This is a genomic window from Streptomyces albospinus (assembly GCF_014648695.1).
Classification (GTDB): domain Bacteria; phylum Actinomycetota; class Actinomycetes; order Streptomycetales; family Streptomycetaceae; genus Streptomyces; species Streptomyces albospinus.
The window spans coordinates 33,873-52,646 of sequence record NZ_BMRP01000025.1; the positions used below are offsets into that span (position 1 = coordinate 33,873).

Below are 18,774 nucleotides of genomic sequence, written 5' to 3' on the forward strand. Positions count from 1 at the left end.
GTGGTCCTCTCGCAAACTCGTTTCAATACGACCCGTATTGAATACACCATGTATCGTGATTGCCGTGAATCCCTCCCCGGCCGAACCCCTCACGCCCCGGCCCCCGCGGCGCCGCGTCCACACCAGAGCCCGCATCCTGTCGGCGGCGGGCGAGCTGTTCCTGTCCGCGGGATACGCGCGCACGAGCATCGAGGACATCTGCGCCGCCGCCGGCTACACCCGCGGGGCCTTCTACTCGAACTTCGCCACCAAGGAGGACCTGCTGCTGGCGCTTTTCGACGAACAGGCAGCGGAACGGATGACCGAGCTGGAGCACCTCGCCGCCGCGGCCGAACAGTTGGGGCCCGAGGAACGGGCGCAGCGGCTGGTCGAGGCGCTGTTGCGGGTCGAAGCCGCCGAAACCGGGTGGATTCTGCTCTTCCTGGAGTTCCGCCTACTGGCTGCCCGTACACCCGAACTCGCCGAGCGGGTCGCCGTGCACGACCGCGCGGTGACGGCGGCGCTGGCCGCCGTGCTGGAGCGGGTCCTGCCGGAGCTGGTACCCCCCGGGGCCTCCGCCGAGCAGACCGCCGAGGTGATCCTGGCTGCACGCGAGGGCCTGCTCGCCCGCACCGCCGCGGGCGGCCCGACCGCCGAGCCGCTGCTGAACGCGACGACGGCAGTGCTGGCCGGGCTGCTGGGCTGACACAGCGAAAGGGGGCGCTGCCGTCCATCCAGGCGGACCTCGGCTTCTGCCCATCGGGCCTGGCCTGAGTGGTCAATGCCCATCCGGTCCCTTTCGGTGGCCTACCGCTGCTCTCCGGACAGTTCGGTGACCTGATCGGGGGGGCAAGCGTGTCTTCGACACCGGCCTGATCGTCTTCACCGCCGCCTCCCTCCTGTGCGGCGTATCCCAGAACCCGGAGATGCTCCTCGCCTCCCGGTTCGTCCAGGACGTCGGCGGCGCGGTGACCTCCGCTGTCACTCCCGGCATGGCCGAGACCATCAACTACGGCTGGGCTTCCTCACACACGCCGGGCTTCGGCACCGGAGCGCTCGTTCCGCTCCTCGCCTTCGTCGTCCGCCAGGCGAAGGCGGCCAACCCGCTCCTGCCACTACGCGTGTTCCGCTCGCGCAATGCCTCAGGGGCGACGGGTGTCCAGGCCCTCATGACGGCCGGGACGTTCAGCTTCCCATCCCTGTGCGTGCTCCACTGGCAAAAGGTGCTCGGCTTCGGCGAGTTCCACACGCCCGGGTCTGGCCCCAGGCCCGGATGACGGTTGAGGACCTGCCGGCGACGCAAGCGCGGCGGAGTAGAAATTTGAAATGGACTGAAAGTTTGCCATGCAGTTAGACTTTCGCTCATGACGCAGCCCCGGCCAGTCCACCGCCCAGGCCCGGACGGCACACCTGCGCGACGAAGTCCGCAGCCGCAACCGCCGACTCGGCCTGACCGAAGGGTCCGGCTCCGCCCACGCCATGACGCGAACCGCCCCCACGTTGACTGCACGACGAACTCGGCCGGTTGATGCCCGAAGTCCTCGAAGCCGCGCTGATCGAGGAAACCGGCGCCGAGCCGGACGCCCCACTGCCCCGCGCGCTCGCAGCCCAACTCAGCTCCGTCCAGGCCCTGGTCTTCACAGAGATGGCAGGCGCAAGCGCACCACGGCGGGCCAGAGCGCGGGAACGATCGCCAGGGCGAACCTCGACCTGCTCGACACCGCTGAACGACTGCCCGGCGATCGCCTCCTCACCTACGCCACACGAGAGGACCAACCATGTTCAGGGTGACCATCCGCGGAACGTTCGACGCACTGAGCGACACCGACCGCGCGGGCCTCCTCGCCGAAGTCGACGCCTTTCGGACCGCCTTCACCGAAACTGGCACCTTCACCTACGACCACAGCCTGTCCGCGTTCACCTTCCGCTGCCAGCTTCCCGCCGCCCCTGACGACGGCGAACCCGAAGCCACCCAGCGCGCCATCGCGGCACTGCGGGCACACGGATACCCGCACCGGATCCTCCGCATCGCGGTGACCGACATGCGCGACATCAAGATCCGCCGCAAACGCCGCCGACCGTAACGCAGCGCAGCCAGAACCGGGTGGGGTGGCCTCGGGCTCCCCCCATGCAACGGAACCTGCACCAAGCGACGTGATCGAGGGCTGCACGTTCGACCGCGACACGTTCGATCGGCGAGCACGGCGGAGAGCAAGCGGTGGCACCGCAGTGCCGCCGCTCCACGCATGGGGATCGGCCCGTCCAGCGCGGAGACGGAGGTGACTGCCGCGGTCGCAGAACGACCGAGACGTCCGCCGGGCAAGGCACGGTCGTCCCGGCCGTTGCCGCCTGGCCGGCCAGCCGACCCGTCGGCCAGGTCAACGTGGTGTCATCGCCATTTCATCGGCCGCCGATAGCGTCGACGTTGTCCGATGCAGGCACGCTGCCCAGCGTCGATCGCCTTGTACCGAAGGTCTCACGCACGGCAGACGCAAGGAAGGTGACGTATGCGAAAGATCAATTACCTGCTTGCCACAGGCGCCGCAGTGCTCGCTCTCACGTTGACGGGCGGAGTGGCCGCGGCTGCCGAGAACACCGCCGGGCAGGTGACCGCTCCGGCGACGACCGCCGGGGGCCCGCCAGGCTGGGGATACATCGCCAGCTACCCGTCCCCCCAGGACTGCCAGAACGCCGGCGACTCGGGGAAGGCGGCCGGGCAATGGCCCGACTTCGTCTGTGTGCAGTCGGACAGTCTCACCCAGTGGGAACTCTGGGTGCCGTAACTCTTCCGTCTGCCGGGCCGCACTGGGTGCGGCAGGTCAACTACCCGTCATACGCACCGGTGTTCACTCGGCTCGCAGGCGAACATCGGTCGTGGTCCTGAGGTTTCTGCGCGGAGGTCTACCAGACCTGGCTGCCGGCCCGGTGCACCGCGGTGGACCTCCGCGCGCAACGCGTCCGGAGTGACGGCGGAGAGCGGCATGCCCACACCGTCGGCATCGACGGCGACCACGACCAGCAGCGTGCCGGGCGGCAGGGCGCACGGTGTCTCGGCTGCACACCCGTTCACGTAGGAGTTGTTCCTGTCCCACGGCCCTCGCCGAGGACAGCGGCACCAAGGCACCTCATGCACTACCGAGTCGACTCTGAAAGGCATCAGCAGAATGACACGTCCATCGGACGAGCAGGACCCGTCGACCGGCGGGTACTCCCGCCGTAAGCTCCTCAAGATCGGCGTGGGCCTGGGCATCGCCGTGGGAACGGGGGTCGTCGCTTCGGGTAGTGAGGTGGCGATGGCCGGCGGGCCGAACGACCCGCCCAGCCCGACGCTCGCGACCAAGATCAAGAACCTGAGCGGCCCGGCGGAGACCGGCTCGTTCGCCTCGCCGTGGACCGATCTCGGCATCCCCGTGCTGTGCCCCAACGGCACCATGCTGTTCGTCGGCGGCGATACCTTCAACGGCGACCACGTGCCGCAGCCGGGCGAGGCCCCCGATGACTGGCGCGCACCGGTCGGCCTGCGCTCCAGCAGTGCGGACCTGAACAACCTGCGTATCGACGGCAGCGTCGGCGGCGACCACGCCATCAGCCTGGTCGGCGAGCCGCACAACCCGGTCGGCGACAAGGCCACGACGGCGATCCCGTCCGACGTGTTCGTCGTCGACGGCGTCATGTACATGCATCTCATGCGCGGCGTCATCTACGACACCCATCACACGGACTTCTGGCGCTCGACCGACAACGGTGAGACCTGGGAGTACCTGTGCCAGTGGCCGGGTGACTTGCACGGCGGCCAGTTCCAGCAGAAGACCTACGCGGTGGCCGAGGGTGACTACTGCTACGTCCTGTCCACGGTCTTCAACCGTGACGTGGAATCGGGGATGCTGCTGCACCGGGTGCGCAAGGACAGCCTCGGCAATGCGGACGCCTACGAGCCGTGGGGCTACGCCGACGGTGACTGGCGCTGGAACGCGCCCGCCCCGACGACGGTCTTCGGTACCCGCAAGTGGGGCGAGATCTGCTTCCGTACCATGGACGGCAAGTACGTCCTCACGTGGCTGAACATGGATCCGCTGTCGATCCGAGCGATGGTCTTCCCGCTGCCGACCTCGGATCTGACCAAGACGCTGGAGCAGGCGATGATCCTGCCCTGCAACCCGGGCCAGGAGGTGGCCAACCTGGTCGCCAGCCCGTATGGCGGGTTCGTCGTCCCCGGCTCGACGTTCGGCAACTTCCACATCGTCGTCAGCCAGTGGTTCGACTCAAGGAACTACCGGTTCATGCAGTACAAGATCAACATGCTGTCCTGAGGCCCCGCTACGTGCCGAGCACGTACAACACGCCGAACGCACCGAGAACGCAGAAGAGTTGAGGTTTCCGGTCCGCGCCGGGCTCTTCAGGCCGAGTCCTCCGCCGCCGCATGACGGGCCGTCGTAGCGGCGAGCGGGCGACTCGTAAGGGCAGCGCTGCACCGGGCCGCCCCGTGCCGTCCCACAGCGTACGCGCCCGGCACCTCATGACGCATCACGCCCACGTCCCCTCTCCCCCACCCGCCGCCTCCCGACCGCCGTCGCGGCGAAGAACGACCTGTCCACGAGCACCCCGAGCCCGCTGGTCGAAGAAATCGACCGCGATACCGGCCGCCATGACAACCCCTCCCGACGAGCCGGCGGTCCCCTTCTCCCGAATCAAGGTCCGCGCCGGGGCCCTCGTCTTCTGCGGCGACGATGTCGCCCTCATCCGCCGCGACCGTGCCGACTCCACCCACTACACCCCGCCCGGCGGCAACGTCGAGGACGGCGAGGACTTCCGCCAGGCGCGCGCTCGGTCCGGGAGTGACCGTGACGGTGACGTCCGGGCGTCACCAGGTGTCGACGGCGTCGATCTGCACCAGGTGGTGACCCACCTCTTGCAGCGTCAGCCAGCACTCCCACAGTTTGCGGGTCGCGATGTCGCCCCACGGGTTGCCCAGGCAGATCCGACCGCCGGCCGGGTCCACGTCCTTGACGAAGTAGGCGTGGTTCTGGACCAGCCGGCCGCCCGCGATCTCCGCGGGATCGCCCGGGTCGGCGTTGGGCGCGGCGACGGTGGTGGCGACGAGTGCCTGGCCGCGCGACTTCCGGTCGGCGATCTCCTGGATGATCCATGGCGAGTTGAGGTCGAGCTTCTGCCCCACGCGGCCGGTGATCAGGGTGAGCGCGTCGCTCGGGGGACCACCATGGACGATGTCGTGGTAGGTGCCGTGGAACCGGGCGGCAGCCTTCTCGAAGAAGCCCGGCCAGGTCTCCGCGTAACGGGCGTCCTCGCTGTGGCCCTTGGCACCCCAGAGCTTGCCATGGCCGTACGGCAGGTCGGGCACCAGGGTGAGGGCGACCGGGCTGCCCTCGTCGTAAAGGGTGACGGTGACGGTGCCGTTGGCCTCCTGCCGGAAGTGTCGCGGGGCGTGCTGCGGATTGGCCTGGAGCACGGCCTGCATGCTGGTCAGCAGCCAGCAGTCCCCGAAACTGCCCTGTTCCATGTCCTGCCAGGACATCGCCTCGGTCGAGCCCGGGACCCACTGCCAGTTCTCGGTGACGTACGCCCCGTCCACCTGGGCAAACGGCCCCTCGGGCAGTACCCAGCCGTGGTCGCCGCATTGGCACCCGCTGCATGCGGCGTCGTAGTCGGGCTGACTGCACGACATCCCGGTACCGATCAGCATCGCCCCGTACGGGCTGACCGTGCGCAGCAGCCAGCCGAAGAGCTCCTGCTGCCGCCGCCAGTCGTACGCAGGCTCACCGTGCTCGTCCTCGACGTGGGTGAGGGATTCCCAGCGCTCCAGGCCCTGTGTCCCGAACCGGCGGACCACCATGTCGAGTTCGGTGGGTGGCAGCGGCGTCAGCAGGTTGCCGACCTGGTCGAGCAGCGACCGCGCGCCGTACTGCCGCTCGTCGGCGAACAGCACATCCCATGTCTGGCGGACGACCGCTTCGACCCGCTGCGGGTCCGGTGGCGGACCGGGCGGCTGCCAGGGCAGTTCGACCACCGGGTGACCGCCCTGCACGTACTGGAGCCGGCCGAGGCCGACGCTGTCGCTGATCCCCTGCACCACGTTCACGGCGTCCACCAGCATGTCGCCGCCGGGAATGAACGGCGCGGCCTTGTTGACGACCTGACGCCAGTTATTGCGGTGGTAAGCCACGTATTGTCCCCCGTCCGTCTCCCACCTCGGCCAACGAGGGTACGCGGGTGGCTCGGCGCCCCGGTCGCCGCCCTTGCCCAGGGCTCAGCTCGACTCAAACCGATCCGGTCGGCAGTGGGCGGCTCGGTGACCCCTATCGAGCCCAGCCGGGGAAGCCGAGCGGCGAGTGAGCGATCGCGTGGGTGACCGGCTCGGCGTCGGTGAGATTCGGGGGCCTGCCCACCCGCCGGTTGTCTCCCATTCGTCATCGATCTGCACGCACCGTACGGTCAGCAGGGTGTCCAGTGCGTCGTTCACGCCACGCTCTCGAACGTCCTGTTGATGTTCCCCGATACATCGTCAGATCACGCCGCTGCCCGGGCGCTCCGCTCTGCCGAAATCCCGTGCAGCCAGGCCGAAGACGAGACCGCCGACCAGGAACCAGGGATTCCACAGCACCAGCGTCCACAGCCGCTGTGCCGCGCTTACGTTTATCTCCTGGCCCGCCGCGCCGGTCAGCAGCAGCACCTCGACGGCGATACCGCGCACCAGCAGCACTGCGCAGGCACACCAGCCCAGGGACACGACCACCCGTCCTCCTGCGCCACGAGGCCACCGCTGGGCGAGAAGCCATCCCAGCACACCGCCGACAAGGCACAGCGTCCCCACGCCCCACAATCCCACCACCACGAACCACCCGGGGCGTTCCTCGGCCAGGGGCCCCGCCGAGACGCTCAGCCCCCAGCTGCCACCCAGCGCCCAGTAGAAATGCAGCACGGCGAAGGCGACTGCCCAAGTAGCCGCAATACGCCCCCACAACCCCGGCGTTGCCTTGTCCTGCGAATCTTCCTGCATGGCGAGGAGCATGCCACGGTCGTGGCACGCAGCCGCCGGCAATGCCGAGAACCCAGCGCGCCTGCCATGGAGTCGGCGACCACAGCGACCACGGCGACCGACGTTCCGCCAGGCATCACCAGGCCGTCCGCAGGCCCCGTCGGGTACTGCCTGGTGCCGCATCAGGCAACGTTCGGCCCGTTGACCACCTCGCGCAGGCGCTCGTCCTGTGCGTGCTTTTCCGCCAGATGTAGCGGCGCATCATGCTGCCGTGGTCCTTGTGGTCGGCGTGGTCGGTGCCGTCGACGGGGAAGTAGCGCAAGGCCGTGAACCGGGCCTCGATGCGGTTCGGCCAGGGGGAGTTGGTCGAGGTGGAGGCGATCTCGACGTTATCGGCCTCGGCCCGGTCCGCCGCCCTGTGGCATCGCCGGGTGGTCAGGTGCGGGGAGTAGTTGTCGTACACCATCGCGATGCGTATGGGCTCCACCGACCCAGTGCCCCGGCGGATGATCCGCAGGAGCCGTCTGCCCTCATCGTCGTCGATCTCCCGCACCCACACGGGTTCCGCCGTCCCGTCCGTGTGGCGGCCGATCGGGGCAGATCACCCCAGACCGGCCGACTCACGGTCCGGCGGAACGATCACACCCTCAGCTCCACAAGCCGGGCAGGAGCGGAGCCGAAACCCACTCTCCGGTACAGCCGGGCCGAGTTCCTGTTCGCGTTGAGTTGAGCCCGATCCGCCAACCAGCGTCGGCCCCACGGGTACTCGCCCCATGACAGTTCCCGTCCAAAGTCTCGGACCATCGCCCGCATGAGCACGTGCCTGGCGAGGTGGGGAACCACGGGGAGTCACTTTGTGCCTGCCGTCGGCCGCAGCATCCCGGCCCCCGCACGAGACGGGCGCCGGGAGGGAACAGCAGCGAGAGCCTCACAGGCCGCCGACACCGACGCCTTCGTCGCCGTTGCGGCCGAGGCCGCCGACACCGACGGTGGCGCAGGCATCGACGCCGCCGACACCGACGCCGACGTCAGGCGCGCCGACGCCGCCGACACCGACGCCGCCGCCGTGACCGTGGCCGCAGCCGTGGCCGCCGCCGTGGCCGCCGCCTCGCGCTTGCTGGGTGACGGCCGCAGGGGCCTTGGCCTGGACGGGCGCGGCACTGGCTATGCCGGCGCCCAGGAGGCCGGTGAGGGCGGTACCGGCCAGTACCGTGGTAATCGAGCGGAACATGATCAGATCCTTTCGCTTCCCCCCGTCCTGTCCCGCTCATCCTCACCGCGGTCGGACGGTTCCGCCGGTCGGCGCGGGCCATCACGGTGACGTCGCCCGGTGTCGGTTCCCGCCCGAAGCCCCTCCGCACTGCCCTGCGTGGGGCACGCTCAGCCAACGCACCTGGCCATATGTCGTCGTGCCGGACCCTCACGGAAGTGCGACTGCGACCGTACGTGGCCCGGACCGCCGCGACAGCCTGCCGGACGGCAGGCACACCAGTGAGGCAGGGTGGAAGACGGCCCTGACGACGCCCCGATCCCCGGCCGGGCGCGACTCGTCCGCAGCAGTACGCGCGACCCTGTCGTCGCGCGCGAGAGACGCACCAGGCTCCTGACGCGCAACAGCTACAGCATCGACAGCCTCAGCTGCGCGCACTCTGATGGTGTCGATCGATACATCAACCTGTCGATCTACGTGGCACCCGGAGTCCGAGAAGGCGAACGTTGCCTGAAGGGGCACTAATAGTCGCGCCCGTTGAGGCCGCGATAGACGAAGCGGGTGAGGGCTTCGGTGGCTTCCTCGTCGGTGAACGGGCTGGGCTGCCGCTGCCAGGTCTGCAAGAACGTGTGGACCAGGGCGAACGCCATGCGCAGCGAGGTCTCCGGCGAGGCGGGTAGTTGCCGCCCGGCATCGGACACGGAGGTGACGTGGTCCAAGATGTCGGCCATCTCGCCGGCCGCGAACCCGTCCAGCGTGGCGGCGAAGGTCTCGCTGACCAGTGCCGCCTCCTGGGCGGCGCGCATCGTCGTGGCGTGCTCCCGGTAGAGGCGGACGTAGACCGCGACGTGCTCGCGTACTGCCTCCGGATCGGTGAAGTCCGACAGATGCCCGGGAGTGGCGGCCAACGTATCGCTCTCGGCAAGCTCGACGCACTCGGTGCGGACGTCCAACTGACCCGACTGGCCTGGTCGACCGGTCTGGCGGCCCAACATCCGCCTCGCCGAGCGCTTCCGCACAGGCCGGGTCTTCATCGCCGGCGACGCCGCCCACGTCCATCCACCTACCGGCGGGCAAGGACTCAACACCGGCGTGCAGGACGCCTACAACCTCGGTTGGAAACTGGCCGACGGCTCACCCGAACTGCTCGACAGCTACGAATCCGAACGTCGCACCACAGCCGACCGGGTCCTCGGCACCAGCTCCCAACTCCTGCGAAAGTACCGGGAAGGAGCCGAGGACACCCACGAACGAGGGGCCAACACCCGCCAGCTGGACGTGACCTACCGGACGACCGAGGGCCGCATAGTGGCAGGCGACCGCGCACCGGACGCCCCCGTCACCGACGCCAACGGCAAAACAGTCCGACTCTTCGACCTCTACCGCGGCCCCCACGCCACCCACCTGACGTTCGGCGCCCTTGCCCCCGACCGACCGCACGCCTACGCGGTCCTGCGCCCCGCCCACACCTCGCCCGGCCCCCACGTCATCGACACACAAGGCCACGCCTACGGCGCATACGACGCCTCGGACGGCACTTCCCTCCTCATCCGCCCCGACCGCTACATCGGCCGCCGACACTCACACCTGTCCCCCACTCTTCGGCACCAACGGATCAGCCGGCACACCGCCGTCCCCGACACCGCCGACACCACCACCGCAATCCGTCGGCGATGGCCAGGGTCGACGACCGGGCAACAGGCGGCCACCCGAACTCCGCTGAACGCGGCGGCTGAACGCGATCAAGTTCGCTCGCGCAGACGCGTCTTGCCGCGGCCCCGGCTCGTCCGGCGGTCCGGTTCGGGTCGGGCGCCGACGCATCTGCGCACCGCAGCAACGTTCGCGTCAGAGGGCGTCGAGGGCTTCCTGGTCCCTGATGAGGCAGGCGAAGCCCTGGGCGCGACAACGCAGTTTCAAGCGAGTTGACGCAGTCGTCCGTCCGGTCGTGGCTGAGGTCGATCTCGTCCCCAGCCATGTCCGCGGGTCCGACGGAGTGCCTGGCCGGCGCGCGCCGTTTCTGCCGGCGTCGTGGGTGAGCCGGCTGAAGGCTCCTCGCCGGCCTCCACTCCATTCCCGAAAACCGGCGACATCTACCCTGGAGAGATTGCCGTCGCTACGTGCGCTTCGTGCCCGGCGGGCACCGTACGCCCCCTGGACAGGAGCCGCACCGATCGGGCACGTCCGCCGGGCCGGCCAGGTGGCCGACCTTCCCCACGATCCCGTTACGCGTCATGCGGCCGTCAGGCACGGTCGCCCCACCAGGATCGCGGCTGAAGCCGACTGAGCAACGACTGAGCAACTCCCTTTCGGCAATCCAGCAGTTCAACGGCCGCGCATCAGCCGGGGCGGTCGACGCACCGCGAAAGATCACCGCTGATGGCAGACCCCGTTCCACATCTGACGAATGATCAGGTCGGTGTGCGAGTCGTCGGAGTCGGTGTTGCGCGGAACCGGCGGCATGCACCCGGGCAGTTGCACGTCACGCTGCGGCGGGCTGCGGGAGCCTGGTCCTCATACGGGCGGTGATGGCCAGGCCGAGCAGGCAGCCCGCCAGCAGGCCGGCACCGTGGTTGTTGTGCACGAGGCACAGGAACAGACCGGCTGCGGGGACGATCAGCGCGTACCAGCTGTCCTTGAAGGTCAGGCCAAGGGCGTTCCCGCGCAACAGGCAGGTGACGGCCAGGGCACCGAGCAGACCGCAGATGGCCACGGAGTCGCCGCCGCCTCGCGGCGACCAATCCGCCAGGCTGACCACGTGGGCGAGGACACCGCTGGTGAGGAAGACGGCCAGGGTCCGCCACCGGCCGAGCGCCGACTCGGCGACGGCGCCGACCACGAGCAGGGCCGGTAGGTTCAACGCGATCTGCGTGATTCCCGAGGACTGCACCAGCAGTGCGGTTCCGGCACGCCACCACTGCCCGTTGGACAGCGCACCTGGCTGGCGCATCAGGTCGTTGACAGCGGCGGGCACCGCGTACTGGACCACGGCCATCACCGCCATCACGGCGAACAGCGTGATGGTGCCCCAGGGCCGCCGTGCCAAGGCGGCACGGACAACCGCGAGCACCTCACCCGGCCCGGCACCACCACCCGCCGAACCTCCGCCTCCGGAACCGGTCGTAGGGCTGACCAGAACCAACGTCCGCATTCCCACGCCGACCACCACGGCAGCGCTCGCGTACAACCCGATCTCATGCGGCGACATCGCCGACCCCCGTTCGAACAACCTCGGGCGGCCCTGCCCGCCCACGTGACCATCATCCCGATCGGGCAAGACCCCACGCCAGAGCGGATGATCACGGATTGGGTACGACAATTGTCACTGCCGGCAGCCGCATCCCGGCCCTGACGAGGAGCTCTGGCCTCCCCCATCGGCACTCAGCCCGTTTTTCCGCCCCTGTTCTTGCTCCCTTGCTCCCTTGCTCCCTTGCTCCCTTGCTCCCTTGCTCCCTTGCTCCCTTGCTCCCGACCGAGCATCCGCTTCCGGCGGCAGCGTTGGGTCATCGCCCCTTGGCCTGGGGTGTGGTGAGGGCGTCGAGCAGACCGGGGCACCTCGTCCATCGCGGTGCGGCGGTGTATGTTCCCTGCGCTCCACGCAGCCGCCGACGGGGCACTGTGCTTGTGGGGCACCCAGAGCGGAGCGCCCACCCCCTATCCCGGATTCGACCTGAGCATCCCCGCACTGAACATGCGGACGTACACGATGCTCGAAATCGCCAAGGACGCGCAGCGACTCCCCCCGGCGGCGGCCTTCGTCCAGTTCGGCAAGATCGTCGTCACCGTGGAGCATTGACCGCGGCAGGGACACGACCGCCTTCCGCATACGGAAGCCTTCGAGGCCGGCAGGACGGGCCCGCCTCCGTACGCGGCTTCAGCGGGTGAAAAGCTCGAAGGACACGGCGGGGCGTCCGCCGAACCGGGCGGACGCGGCCTTCATGCTGCCTTTCAGAAACGACCGGCAGTACTGTTCGGGGTCCTGGTCGGTGAGCGCATCGATGTAGGTGCGGTGTGCCAGCAGCGATCGGACGGCTCGCTCGTATCCGGCGGTTGCGTCGACGGCGTGCGTGGGCTGCGGCGAGCCGGCCACGGCCACGTATCGCACTCCGTTCCACGATGCGAGGCCGTCCTCGACGAGCTCTGGGAAGATCCAGCGGTTGCCGGCGTCGGCGACGGCATCGAGGACGGCACGGCCGACGGCCCGGTGGTCAGGCGTGTTCCAGGTGACACCGCCCCAGGTGTCGTGGTGATTGAGGGTCAGCACCAGCTCGGGGCGGTGGCGCCGGATAGCGGTCGCGAAGTCGCGGCGCAGCGCGGTGCCGTACTCGATGACGCCGTCGCGATGGCGGAGGAACTCGACCGTGGACACGCCCACGGCGGCAGCGCCGGCCCGCTGCTCCTGCTCGCGCAGGGGGCCGGCCGTGGCGGGTTCGATGCCGTCGATGCCGGCTTCGCCAAGGGTGGCGAGCACGTAGACGACGTCACGGCCCTCGTCGGTCCAGGTGGCGACGGCAGCCGACGCCCCGTACTCGAGGTCGTCGGGGTGAGCGACGATCGCGAGGGCACGCTGCCAGTCGGTGGGCATCTCGGCCAGTTGCGCGGGTGCGCCGGCGGTCTCGGCCATCTCGGTCTCCTTCGTCCGCGATACGGGGGCAGCGTAGGACCTGTCCGGCAGATCTTCGTGGATCGGGCCGCAGCGTTCGGCGATGCTCGCCGGCGCCCGCGCTGTCTCCGCCCGCGGCCTCGCAGGGATCGGCCGCCCCGAAGGTCCGCGAGCTCATCATCCGCCGCGCGCAGGACGCGGCCTGACCTTGTCCGTCCTCGTCCGCCGCCTCACTCCCGGCAGATGGATCTCCCCGCTCGCACAACGGGCCGCCACCACGGCAGTGACCGCGGTCCACCGGTCCCTCGACGAGTTCCTCGACACGCGGGAACAGCCCGACGTCCTCGGAGGACCTGCTCAGCCCACTGCCCAAGTGGTCCGGCGCCGCCGTCAGCTGAGGGCGTACTGCGGCTGGAGACCCCACCGGGCCTGCCGCCGGACGGAGCGGGTATGCACAGCCGGCAATCGTGAGGGGACGCTGTACCCGCTCTGGGACACTGACCAGTACGGACGTGGATCTGTCGCCCGCCCTCGTCCCGGGGCGCTCACCTGGCCATGCAGGCGACTCCGACGTCCGCCGCCAGGGCTGGACCTCCATACGTACCGCCAGAAAGGATGCAATTCGTGATCTCACCTGTTCCCGCCGACCCGACCGTGGTGCACCCGATGCCCGAGCAGCCGCGGGTGGTGCTGCTGAAACCGCTGATCACCTCGCCGCTGATCGAGGTCGGAGAGTTCTCCTACTACGACGATCCCGATGACCCGACCGCCTTCGCGACTCGCAACGTGCTGTACCACTACGGGCCGGAGAAGCTGGTCATCGGGAAGTTCTGCGCGCTGGGCGAGGGTGTGCGGTTCATCATGAACGGCGCCAACCACCGTATGGACGGCCCCTCGACGTTCCCCTTCCCCATCATGGGCGGTTCCTGGTCCGAGCACTTCGACCTCATCACCGGCCTGGCCGGACGGGGCGACACCGTGGTGGGCCATGACGTCTGGTTCGGATACCGGTCCATGGTGATGCCCGGCGTCCGCATCGGCCACGGAGCGATCATCGCTTCCGGATCCGTGGTCGTCGACGACGTCCCCGACTACGGCATAGTCGGCGGCAACCCCGCCCGCCTCATCCGCCGCCGCTACAGCGACGCCGACATCGACCGCCTCCTCGAACTGGCCTGGTGGGACTGGCCGCTCCCACACATCACCGAACACATCCGCACGATCATGTCCGGCAGCATCGACGACCTGGAGAACGCGGCGCCCAGGCACACGGGAAAGTCACCTCAAGACCCACCGCCCAGCAGCGCGACGGACCGTTGAACGACCCCGGCACGCGACGACCGGCTCTGCGGCGGCCGACCGGCGACCGGCGAAGATTCACGCCGGTCGCAGACTCCCCCTCCAGCCGCACCCGACTCGCCTCGGTCCCCGACCGCATCCGGATCCCAAGTGCCTACCTTCACACTCCCGTCTTCGAGGCGTTCGACGCCGTCCTCCACACCGCGACCTCCACCGTCGCCGGCAACCTGGAAATCACCTGAGACAGGTCAATGGCCAGGGCGGTGAGGCAGAGCAAACAGAGCTTCGGCCTGCCACTGATTGACATCGCAAGTCTGTCAATCGGTCAGACTCCGGTGTTGGTGCTGGACTCTGCCTCCCTGGCAGGCTGGGAGCCGTATTCGATGGGATGCTCGATGCGTTGATGTTGCTCCGGGCAGCCGACTACGTCTTGTGGTGGAGGAAGCCCGTGGATGTCCGCACAACGAAAGACGGATTGGTTCGGGGCCGTCGGCCGGCCCCCGATATCGTGGCGTTCCTCGGTATTCCCTATGCTGCCGCGCCCTTTGGGATCAACCGCTTCAGAGAGCCGCGTCCGGTTCAGGCGTGGGAGGGTGTCCGTGAGTGCCAGGACTTCGGTCCGGTAGCCCCGCAGTCGGCGCGGCTTCCAGGGGCGCCGTCCTGGTCGCCGGGCGACGAGGACATCCTCACGCTCAACGTCTGGGCTCCGGCATCCGACAGTGACCCGGTGCCTGTTCTGGTCTGGATCCACGGTGGTGCCTACACCTTCGGTTCTTCCGCACAGCCTGACTTCGACGGCACCGCGCTGGCCGGTGCAGGGCTGGTGGTGGTGACCTTCAACTACCGACTCGGCTTTGAAGGCTTCGGTCACATTCCGCCCGGTGCCGAGCCGCCGTACCCGGAGAACCGGGGCTTGCTCGACCAGATCGCCGCGTTGCGGTGGGTACGCGAGAACATCGCCGCCTTCGGTGGCGATCCGGCCAATGTCACGGTAGCGGGGCAGTCCTCCGGGGCGGCCTCGGCTGCCTGCCTGATGGTGATGGACCGGGCACGCGGGCTGTTCCGCCGCGTCATCGCCCACAGCGTCGTCGGCCCTTGCTACTCCATGGAACTCGCAGTCGAGACCACCCGGAGGGTTGCCGCGGCGGCCGGTATCCCCGCGACCTCCACGCACCTGACGTCCGCGCCCCCGCACGCACTGGTCGCAGCCTCCGATCGTGTCGTCGGCAGCTACCGGCGAGATCCGGGTTCCGGGCGCCGCCACTACAACCCTGTGATCTACGGTCCGGTCGTCGACGGAGACATCCTGCCCAGCGACCCGCTGTCCGCGACGGCAGCCGGAGCCTCGGAGGCGGTGGACCTTCTGGTGTCCCACACCACTGAGGAGTACTGGCTGATGGACGCCGTCGGCAGCGGTGCGAAAGTCACCACGGACAAGCAACTGGCCACATTCGCCCAGGACTTCCACCTCCCCGTTGATCTGGTGCCGGGCTACCGGAAGCTGATGCCCGATGCCCCTGTCCGCGACATCCACCTTGCGATCTTCGGTGACCTGCTGTTCAGCGAGTACACCAACCGACTGGCAGAGCGGCACGCTCAGGCCGGTGGCCGAGCGTTCACGTCCTGCTTCGCCCGCCACCGCAAGGGCCTTGAGGGAGTGGTACGCGCCTGGCACTGCGCCGACATCCCCTTTGCCTTCGGCAACCTCACTCTCGAAAGTGTCGAGTTCCTCATCGGAGGTCCACCCCATACCGCGGACCATGAGCTGTCCCAGCGCATGAGGGGAGCGTGGGTCAGCTTCGCCACCACTGGTGACCCCGGTTGGTCCCCCCTCAACGGCCCGACGACAACGCCCCATGTCTGGGACACCGGAGACAGCCCTGCTGGGGCACAGAACACCGCGGCCCGTGCCCTGTGGCGGCACGCAGACTTCTCACCCCTGCGGCCCTGAACCGGAAATCGGGGCCGCAGGCGCCGAGGCCCCCGGCAGAGTGATGCCGGGGCCCTTGTCCTGCTGGGCCGAGTCGGCGTCGTGTGTCGGAGAGGTCGACGGTGCGGCCCGGCGGTGGCGCGAGTGGGCGGGGGCCGTGCGTTACGTGTCTGCGACGGCCGCCAGCGGGCTCAGGGCGGCTGCCCGGCGGGCGGGGACGGCTGCCGCGACCACGCTGATCGCGAGGGACACCAGGCACACGAGCAGCAGCGTCCCCCAGGGAAGCACCAGGGCGTACTGCTCCATCGCGCCGTTGGCCAGCGCGCCGACCGCCCAGGCGCCGAACAGCCCGCCCGCCAGGCCCAGCAGTGTGCCGAAGGCTGCGACGGTCACCGACTCCAGGCGGATCATCCGCCGGATGCCGGAGCGGTCCATGCCGATGGCGCGCAACACCCCGATCTCGCGGGTGCGTTCCGAGACCGACATGGCCAGGGTGTTCACGATGCCGAGCGCGGCGATCACGGCGCCGATGGCGAGCAGTCCGTGCATCAGGGTGAGCAGGTTGCTCATGGTGCCCGCGGCCTCGTGGACGAGTTCCGCCCGGTCCTGCACCTTCAGCAGCGGGTTGTTGCCCACCGCCGTGCGCAGCCGGGTCTCGGTGGTCCGGGAGGCGGTGCCGTTGTCGGTGCGGACGAGGATCCGTTGGACGGAGTGGGGTGTGGTGCTGTTCCTCTGTACTTCGGTTCGGGTGCCCAGCGCGTCGTGGGCGACGGGGTTGTCCTTGTAGATGCCGACGACGGTGTACTGCTTGACGTCCTGGCTACTGCCCATGCCGGCGTTGAGGTGGCTGCCCGTGCTGAGGCCGTGTTGCCGGGCGATGGTGGTGGAGACGGCGATGCGGCCCGGTCCGAGGTCCTTTGCGGAGCCGCTGACGAAGTCGAGCTTCATGACGGCGTTGACGGTGTCGGGGTCGATGCCGGAGATCTGCCGGACCTGGCCGCCGGTGAACAGGGTGGAGTCGGCTACGGCGGTCGCGATCCGCACTCCGGAGGCGTCGGCCACCCGCTGTACGGCGGCGGGGTCGATGCGGGTGGTGGGGGTGCGGGTGCTGATGACGTGGTCGGCGCCGAGGCCGGCGGCGGCCTGGTGGTCGAGGGCCTGCCCGGTGGAGTTGCCGATGACGGCGAGTCCGGCGACCAGTGCCGTGCTGACCATCAGGGCGGAGGCGGTGGCCGCGGTGCGCCGCGGGTCGCGCAGCGCGTTCTCGCGGGCGAGATGGCCGGTGATTCCGAGGCGGCCGGTCAGCCTGCCGGTCAGCCTGATGATGGGGGCGGCGAGCAGCGGCGCCAGCACGATCATGGCGATGGCCAGGAGGGCGCAACCGAACATCGCGCTCTGGAGGTTCTCCACCGAGGCGTCCTTGACTCCCGTGAGCGAGATCAGCAGCCCGGCGCCGAGGGCGAGCAGGACCAGGCCCACCACGCCGCGGATCCGGGATCGGGTGGTGGAGGGTGGCTGTTCGGCCGAGCGCATCGCTTCGATGGGCGCGACCTTCGCTGCCCGGCGGGAGGGCAGCCACGCGGCGAGCACGGTGACGCCCACGCCGACGCCGAGCGCTGCCACGACGGGGCGCGGGCCGATCACCAGAGGTCCGTGGGGCAGGGTGTCCTGTGCGGTGCTCAGGATGTCGGGCAGTACGGAGGCGATGGCCAGGCCGAGCAGGAATCCGGTCGCCGATGCGGCGAGGCCGAGCAGGACGGCCTCCCAGAGCACGCTGCGGACCACCTGGCGGCGCGTTGCGCCGATCGCCCGCAGCAGCGCGATCTCACGGGTGCGCCGGGATACGAGCATGGTGAAGGTGTTGATGATGAGGAACGAGCCGATGAACAGCGAGACCCCGGCGAAGACCAGTGGCAGCTTCTCGTAGCCGCGGGTGAGGGTGTCGACGTAGGTGGCTTGCCGGGTGGCCTGGGCGGCGCCACTGGTGGCCTGGGCCCGGCCGGCGGGGAGCACGGCGGTGACCCGGTCGGCGAGGGTGAACTGGTCGGTGCCGGGTGCGGCGGACAGGTCGATGCCGGTGTAGTTGCCCGGGGACGCGAACAGCCGCTGGGCGGTTGCCTTGTCGAACAGGGCGAGGGTGCCGCCGGCGGTGACGCGGGTGTCTTTGGTGGTGACGATGCCGACGAGCCGTTTGGTCATGACCGGGCCGTCGGTGGCCAGCGTGACCTCGTCGCCGATGCCGAAGTGGCCGGCGGCGGCGGTTGCGCTGTCCACGGCGAGCTCGTCGCCGTTGCGGGGGGCGTGGCCCTTGGCCAGCGGGTAGCGGCTGTCCCTGCCGTCCTTGCCCGGTACGTAGGCGCCGGCCAGATTCGCCCACGCTCTGCCGGCCCGGAGGGGAGTGCCATCGGCGGCGTTCAGGGTGGCCGAGCCGTCGGCCGACGGCCGGACGAGGGCAACTCCGGGGACGTCGGTGAGTTTTCGCGCGAGAGCATCGTCGAGCACGTCGGTGCCCTGGTTCGCGGTGGCCCCGGGCGGGGGGTCCTTCGGGGTCACGGTGACCGCGATGTCCGCGAAGTTCTTCGACGCGGCGGCGCGGTAGGCCGCGGCGGAGGAGTCCGCGAAGACGAGGGTGCCGCAGACGAACGCGACACCAAGGCTGACCGCCAGGACGGTCATGGCGAGACGGGCCTTGTGTGCCAGGACGTTGCGCAGGGCTGTTCTCAGCATGGAGGAGCTTTCGGGAGTCCGGAGGGTACGGGAGT

The 18,774-nt window shown here is 69.4% G+C and carries 16 protein-coding genes and 1 pseudogene; 9 read left to right on the plus strand and 8 right to left on the minus strand.

All coding sequences use genetic code 11. The annotated features are described in order from the left end of the window. Positions 1 to 64: 64 nt before the first annotated feature. From IEZ17_RS28060 to IEZ17_RS28080, 5 genes are all read left to right on the plus strand, one after another. Positions 65 to 685 carry a TetR/AcrR family transcriptional regulator gene (locus IEZ17_RS28060; protein WP_189304889.1) on the plus strand — a complete coding sequence of 207 codons (621 nt, stop codon included), beginning with the start codon at positions 65 to 67 and terminating at the stop codon, positions 683 to 685. A gap of 220 nt (positions 686 to 905) precedes the next feature. After that, a complete protein-coding gene (locus tag IEZ17_RS42945; protein WP_229852722.1) occupies positions 906 to 1,256 on the plus strand; it encodes a hypothetical protein in 351 nt (116 codons plus the stop codon). Positions 1,257 to 1,757: 501 nt separating this feature from the next. Beyond that, positions 1,758 to 2,063: a DUF6204 family protein gene (locus tag IEZ17_RS28070; protein WP_189304891.1), complete on the plus strand. Its 306-nt coding sequence runs from the start codon at positions 1,758 to 1,760 to the stop codon at positions 2,061 to 2,063. Positions 2,064 to 2,486: 423 nt separating this feature from the next. Next, the gene (locus tag IEZ17_RS28075; RefSeq protein ID WP_189304892.1) at positions 2,487 to 2,762 is read left to right on the plus strand and encodes a hypothetical protein; all 276 of its coding nucleotides are present in this window, start codon (positions 2,487 to 2,489) and stop codon (positions 2,760 to 2,762) included. Positions 2,763 to 3,143: 381 nt separating this feature from the next. Then, complete coding sequence (locus IEZ17_RS28080) at positions 3,144 to 4,289, plus strand: DUF4185 domain-containing protein (RefSeq protein WP_189304894.1); 1,146 nt, start codon at positions 3,144 to 3,146, stop codon at positions 4,287 to 4,289. Between the two features lie 551 nt (positions 4,290 to 4,840). Here IEZ17_RS28080 and IEZ17_RS28085 read toward each other — a convergent pair. The 5 genes and pseudogenes from IEZ17_RS28085 to IEZ17_RS28105 form a co-directional block, all read right to left on the minus strand. Beyond that, a complete protein-coding gene (locus IEZ17_RS28085; protein ID WP_189304896.1) occupies positions 4,841 to 6,160 on the minus strand; it encodes a C2 family cysteine protease in 1,320 nt (439 codons plus the stop codon). 339 nt (positions 6,161 to 6,499) lie between these two features. Then, positions 6,500 to 7,006, minus strand: a complete 507-nt coding sequence (locus IEZ17_RS28090; RefSeq protein ID WP_229852723.1) for a DUF3995 domain-containing protein — start codon at positions 7,004 to 7,006, stop codon at positions 6,500 to 6,502. Between the two features lie 149 nt (positions 7,007 to 7,155). Further along, positions 7,156 to 7,451, minus strand: a pseudogene (locus IEZ17_RS42950) (transposase); the annotation flags it as partial. A 450-nt stretch (positions 7,452 to 7,901) separates the two neighbouring features. After that, positions 7,902 to 8,204 carry a hypothetical protein gene (locus IEZ17_RS28100; protein WP_189304897.1) on the minus strand — a complete coding sequence of 101 codons (303 nt, stop codon included), beginning with the start codon at positions 8,202 to 8,204 and terminating at the stop codon, positions 7,902 to 7,904. A 500-nt stretch (positions 8,205 to 8,704) separates the two neighbouring features. After that, positions 8,705 to 9,136 (minus strand): hypothetical protein, encoded by a 432-nt coding sequence (locus tag IEZ17_RS28105; protein ID WP_189304900.1) that lies wholly within the window; start codon positions 9,134 to 9,136, stop codon positions 8,705 to 8,707. Between the two features lie 79 nt (positions 9,137 to 9,215). On the opposite strand from IEZ17_RS28105, the gene IEZ17_RS44250 reads away from it, so the two are divergent. Then, positions 9,216 to 10,109, plus strand: coding sequence for an FAD-dependent monooxygenase (locus IEZ17_RS44250; protein ID WP_308427718.1), 894 nt, complete (start codon positions 9,216 to 9,218; stop codon positions 10,107 to 10,109). A gap of 553 nt (positions 10,110 to 10,662) precedes the next feature. Here IEZ17_RS44250 and IEZ17_RS28115 read toward each other — a convergent pair. Continuing rightward, complete coding sequence (locus IEZ17_RS28115; protein ID WP_189304902.1) at positions 10,663 to 11,226, minus strand: rhomboid family intramembrane serine protease; 564 nt, start codon at positions 11,224 to 11,226, stop codon at positions 10,663 to 10,665. Positions 11,227 to 11,760: 534 nt separating this feature from the next. Here IEZ17_RS28115 and IEZ17_RS28120 point away from each other — a divergent pair. Next, complete coding sequence (locus tag IEZ17_RS28120; protein WP_189304905.1) at positions 11,761 to 11,976, plus strand: hypothetical protein; 216 nt, start codon at positions 11,761 to 11,763, stop codon at positions 11,974 to 11,976. 78 nt (positions 11,977 to 12,054) lie between these two features. Here IEZ17_RS28120 and IEZ17_RS28125 read toward each other — a convergent pair whose 3' ends face one another. Then, entirely contained in the window at positions 12,055 to 12,804 is a 750-nt protein-coding gene (locus tag IEZ17_RS28125) for a PIG-L deacetylase family protein (protein ID WP_189304907.1), read from the minus strand. A gap of 594 nt (positions 12,805 to 13,398) precedes the next feature. Here IEZ17_RS28125 and IEZ17_RS28130 point away from each other — a divergent pair. Together IEZ17_RS28130 and IEZ17_RS28135 are read left to right on the plus strand one after the other, a co-directional pair. After that, on the plus strand, positions 13,399 to 14,103 hold the full coding sequence (locus IEZ17_RS28130; RefSeq protein WP_373299963.1) for a CatB-related O-acetyltransferase: 705 nt from the start codon (positions 13,399 to 13,401) through the stop codon (positions 14,101 to 14,103). Between the two features lie 367 nt (positions 14,104 to 14,470). Further along, on the plus strand, positions 14,471 to 16,033 hold the full coding sequence (locus IEZ17_RS28135) for a carboxylesterase/lipase family protein (RefSeq protein WP_229852725.1): 1,563 nt from the start codon (positions 14,471 to 14,473) through the stop codon (positions 16,031 to 16,033). A gap of 141 nt (positions 16,034 to 16,174) precedes the next feature. Here the strand turns inward: IEZ17_RS28135 and IEZ17_RS28140 are convergent, their stop codons facing one another. Next, positions 16,175 to 18,739: an ABC transporter permease gene (locus IEZ17_RS28140; RefSeq protein WP_189304909.1), complete on the minus strand. Its 2,565-nt coding sequence runs from the start codon at positions 18,737 to 18,739 to the stop codon at positions 16,175 to 16,177. Positions 18,740 to 18,774 lie beyond the last annotated feature (35 nt).

Excerpts from the sequence above, each read along its gene's own strand:
- IEZ17_RS42945 (WP_229852722.1), top strand. The coding sequence starts at position 906 with ATGCTCCTCGCCTCCCGGTTCGTCCAGGACGTCGGCGGCGCGGTGACC.
- IEZ17_RS28070 (WP_189304891.1), top strand. The coding sequence starts at position 1,758 with ATGTTCAGGGTGACCATCCGCGGAACGTTCGACGCACTGAGCGACACC.
- IEZ17_RS28075 (WP_189304892.1), top strand. The coding sequence starts at position 2,487 with ATGCGAAAGATCAATTACCTGCTTGCCACAGGCGCCGCAGTGCTCGCT.
- IEZ17_RS28080 (WP_189304894.1), top strand. The coding sequence starts at position 3,144 with ATGACACGTCCATCGGACGAGCAGGACCCGTCGACCGGCGGGTACTCC.
- IEZ17_RS28090 (WP_229852723.1), bottom strand. The coding sequence starts at position 7,006 with ATGCTCCTCGCCATGCAGGAAGATTCGCAGGACAAGGCAACGCCGGGG.
- IEZ17_RS28100 (WP_189304897.1), bottom strand. The coding sequence starts at position 8,204 with ATGTTCCGCTCGATTACCACGGTACTGGCCGGTACCGCCCTCACCGGC.
- IEZ17_RS28120 (WP_189304905.1), top strand. The coding sequence starts at position 11,761 with ATGTTCCCTGCGCTCCACGCAGCCGCCGACGGGGCACTGTGCTTGTGG.
- IEZ17_RS28125 (WP_189304907.1), bottom strand. The coding sequence starts at position 12,804 with ATGGCCGAGACCGCCGGCGCACCCGCGCAACTGGCCGAGATGCCCACC.
- IEZ17_RS28130 (WP_373299963.1), top strand. The coding sequence starts at position 13,399 with ATGCAATTCGTGATCTCACCTGTTCCCGCCGACCCGACCGTGGTGCAC.
- IEZ17_RS28135 (WP_229852725.1), top strand. The coding sequence starts at position 14,471 with ATGCTCGATGCGTTGATGTTGCTCCGGGCAGCCGACTACGTCTTGTGG.
- IEZ17_RS28140 (WP_189304909.1), bottom strand. The coding sequence starts at position 18,739 with ATGCTGAGAACAGCCCTGCGCAACGTCCTGGCACACAAGGCCCGTCTC.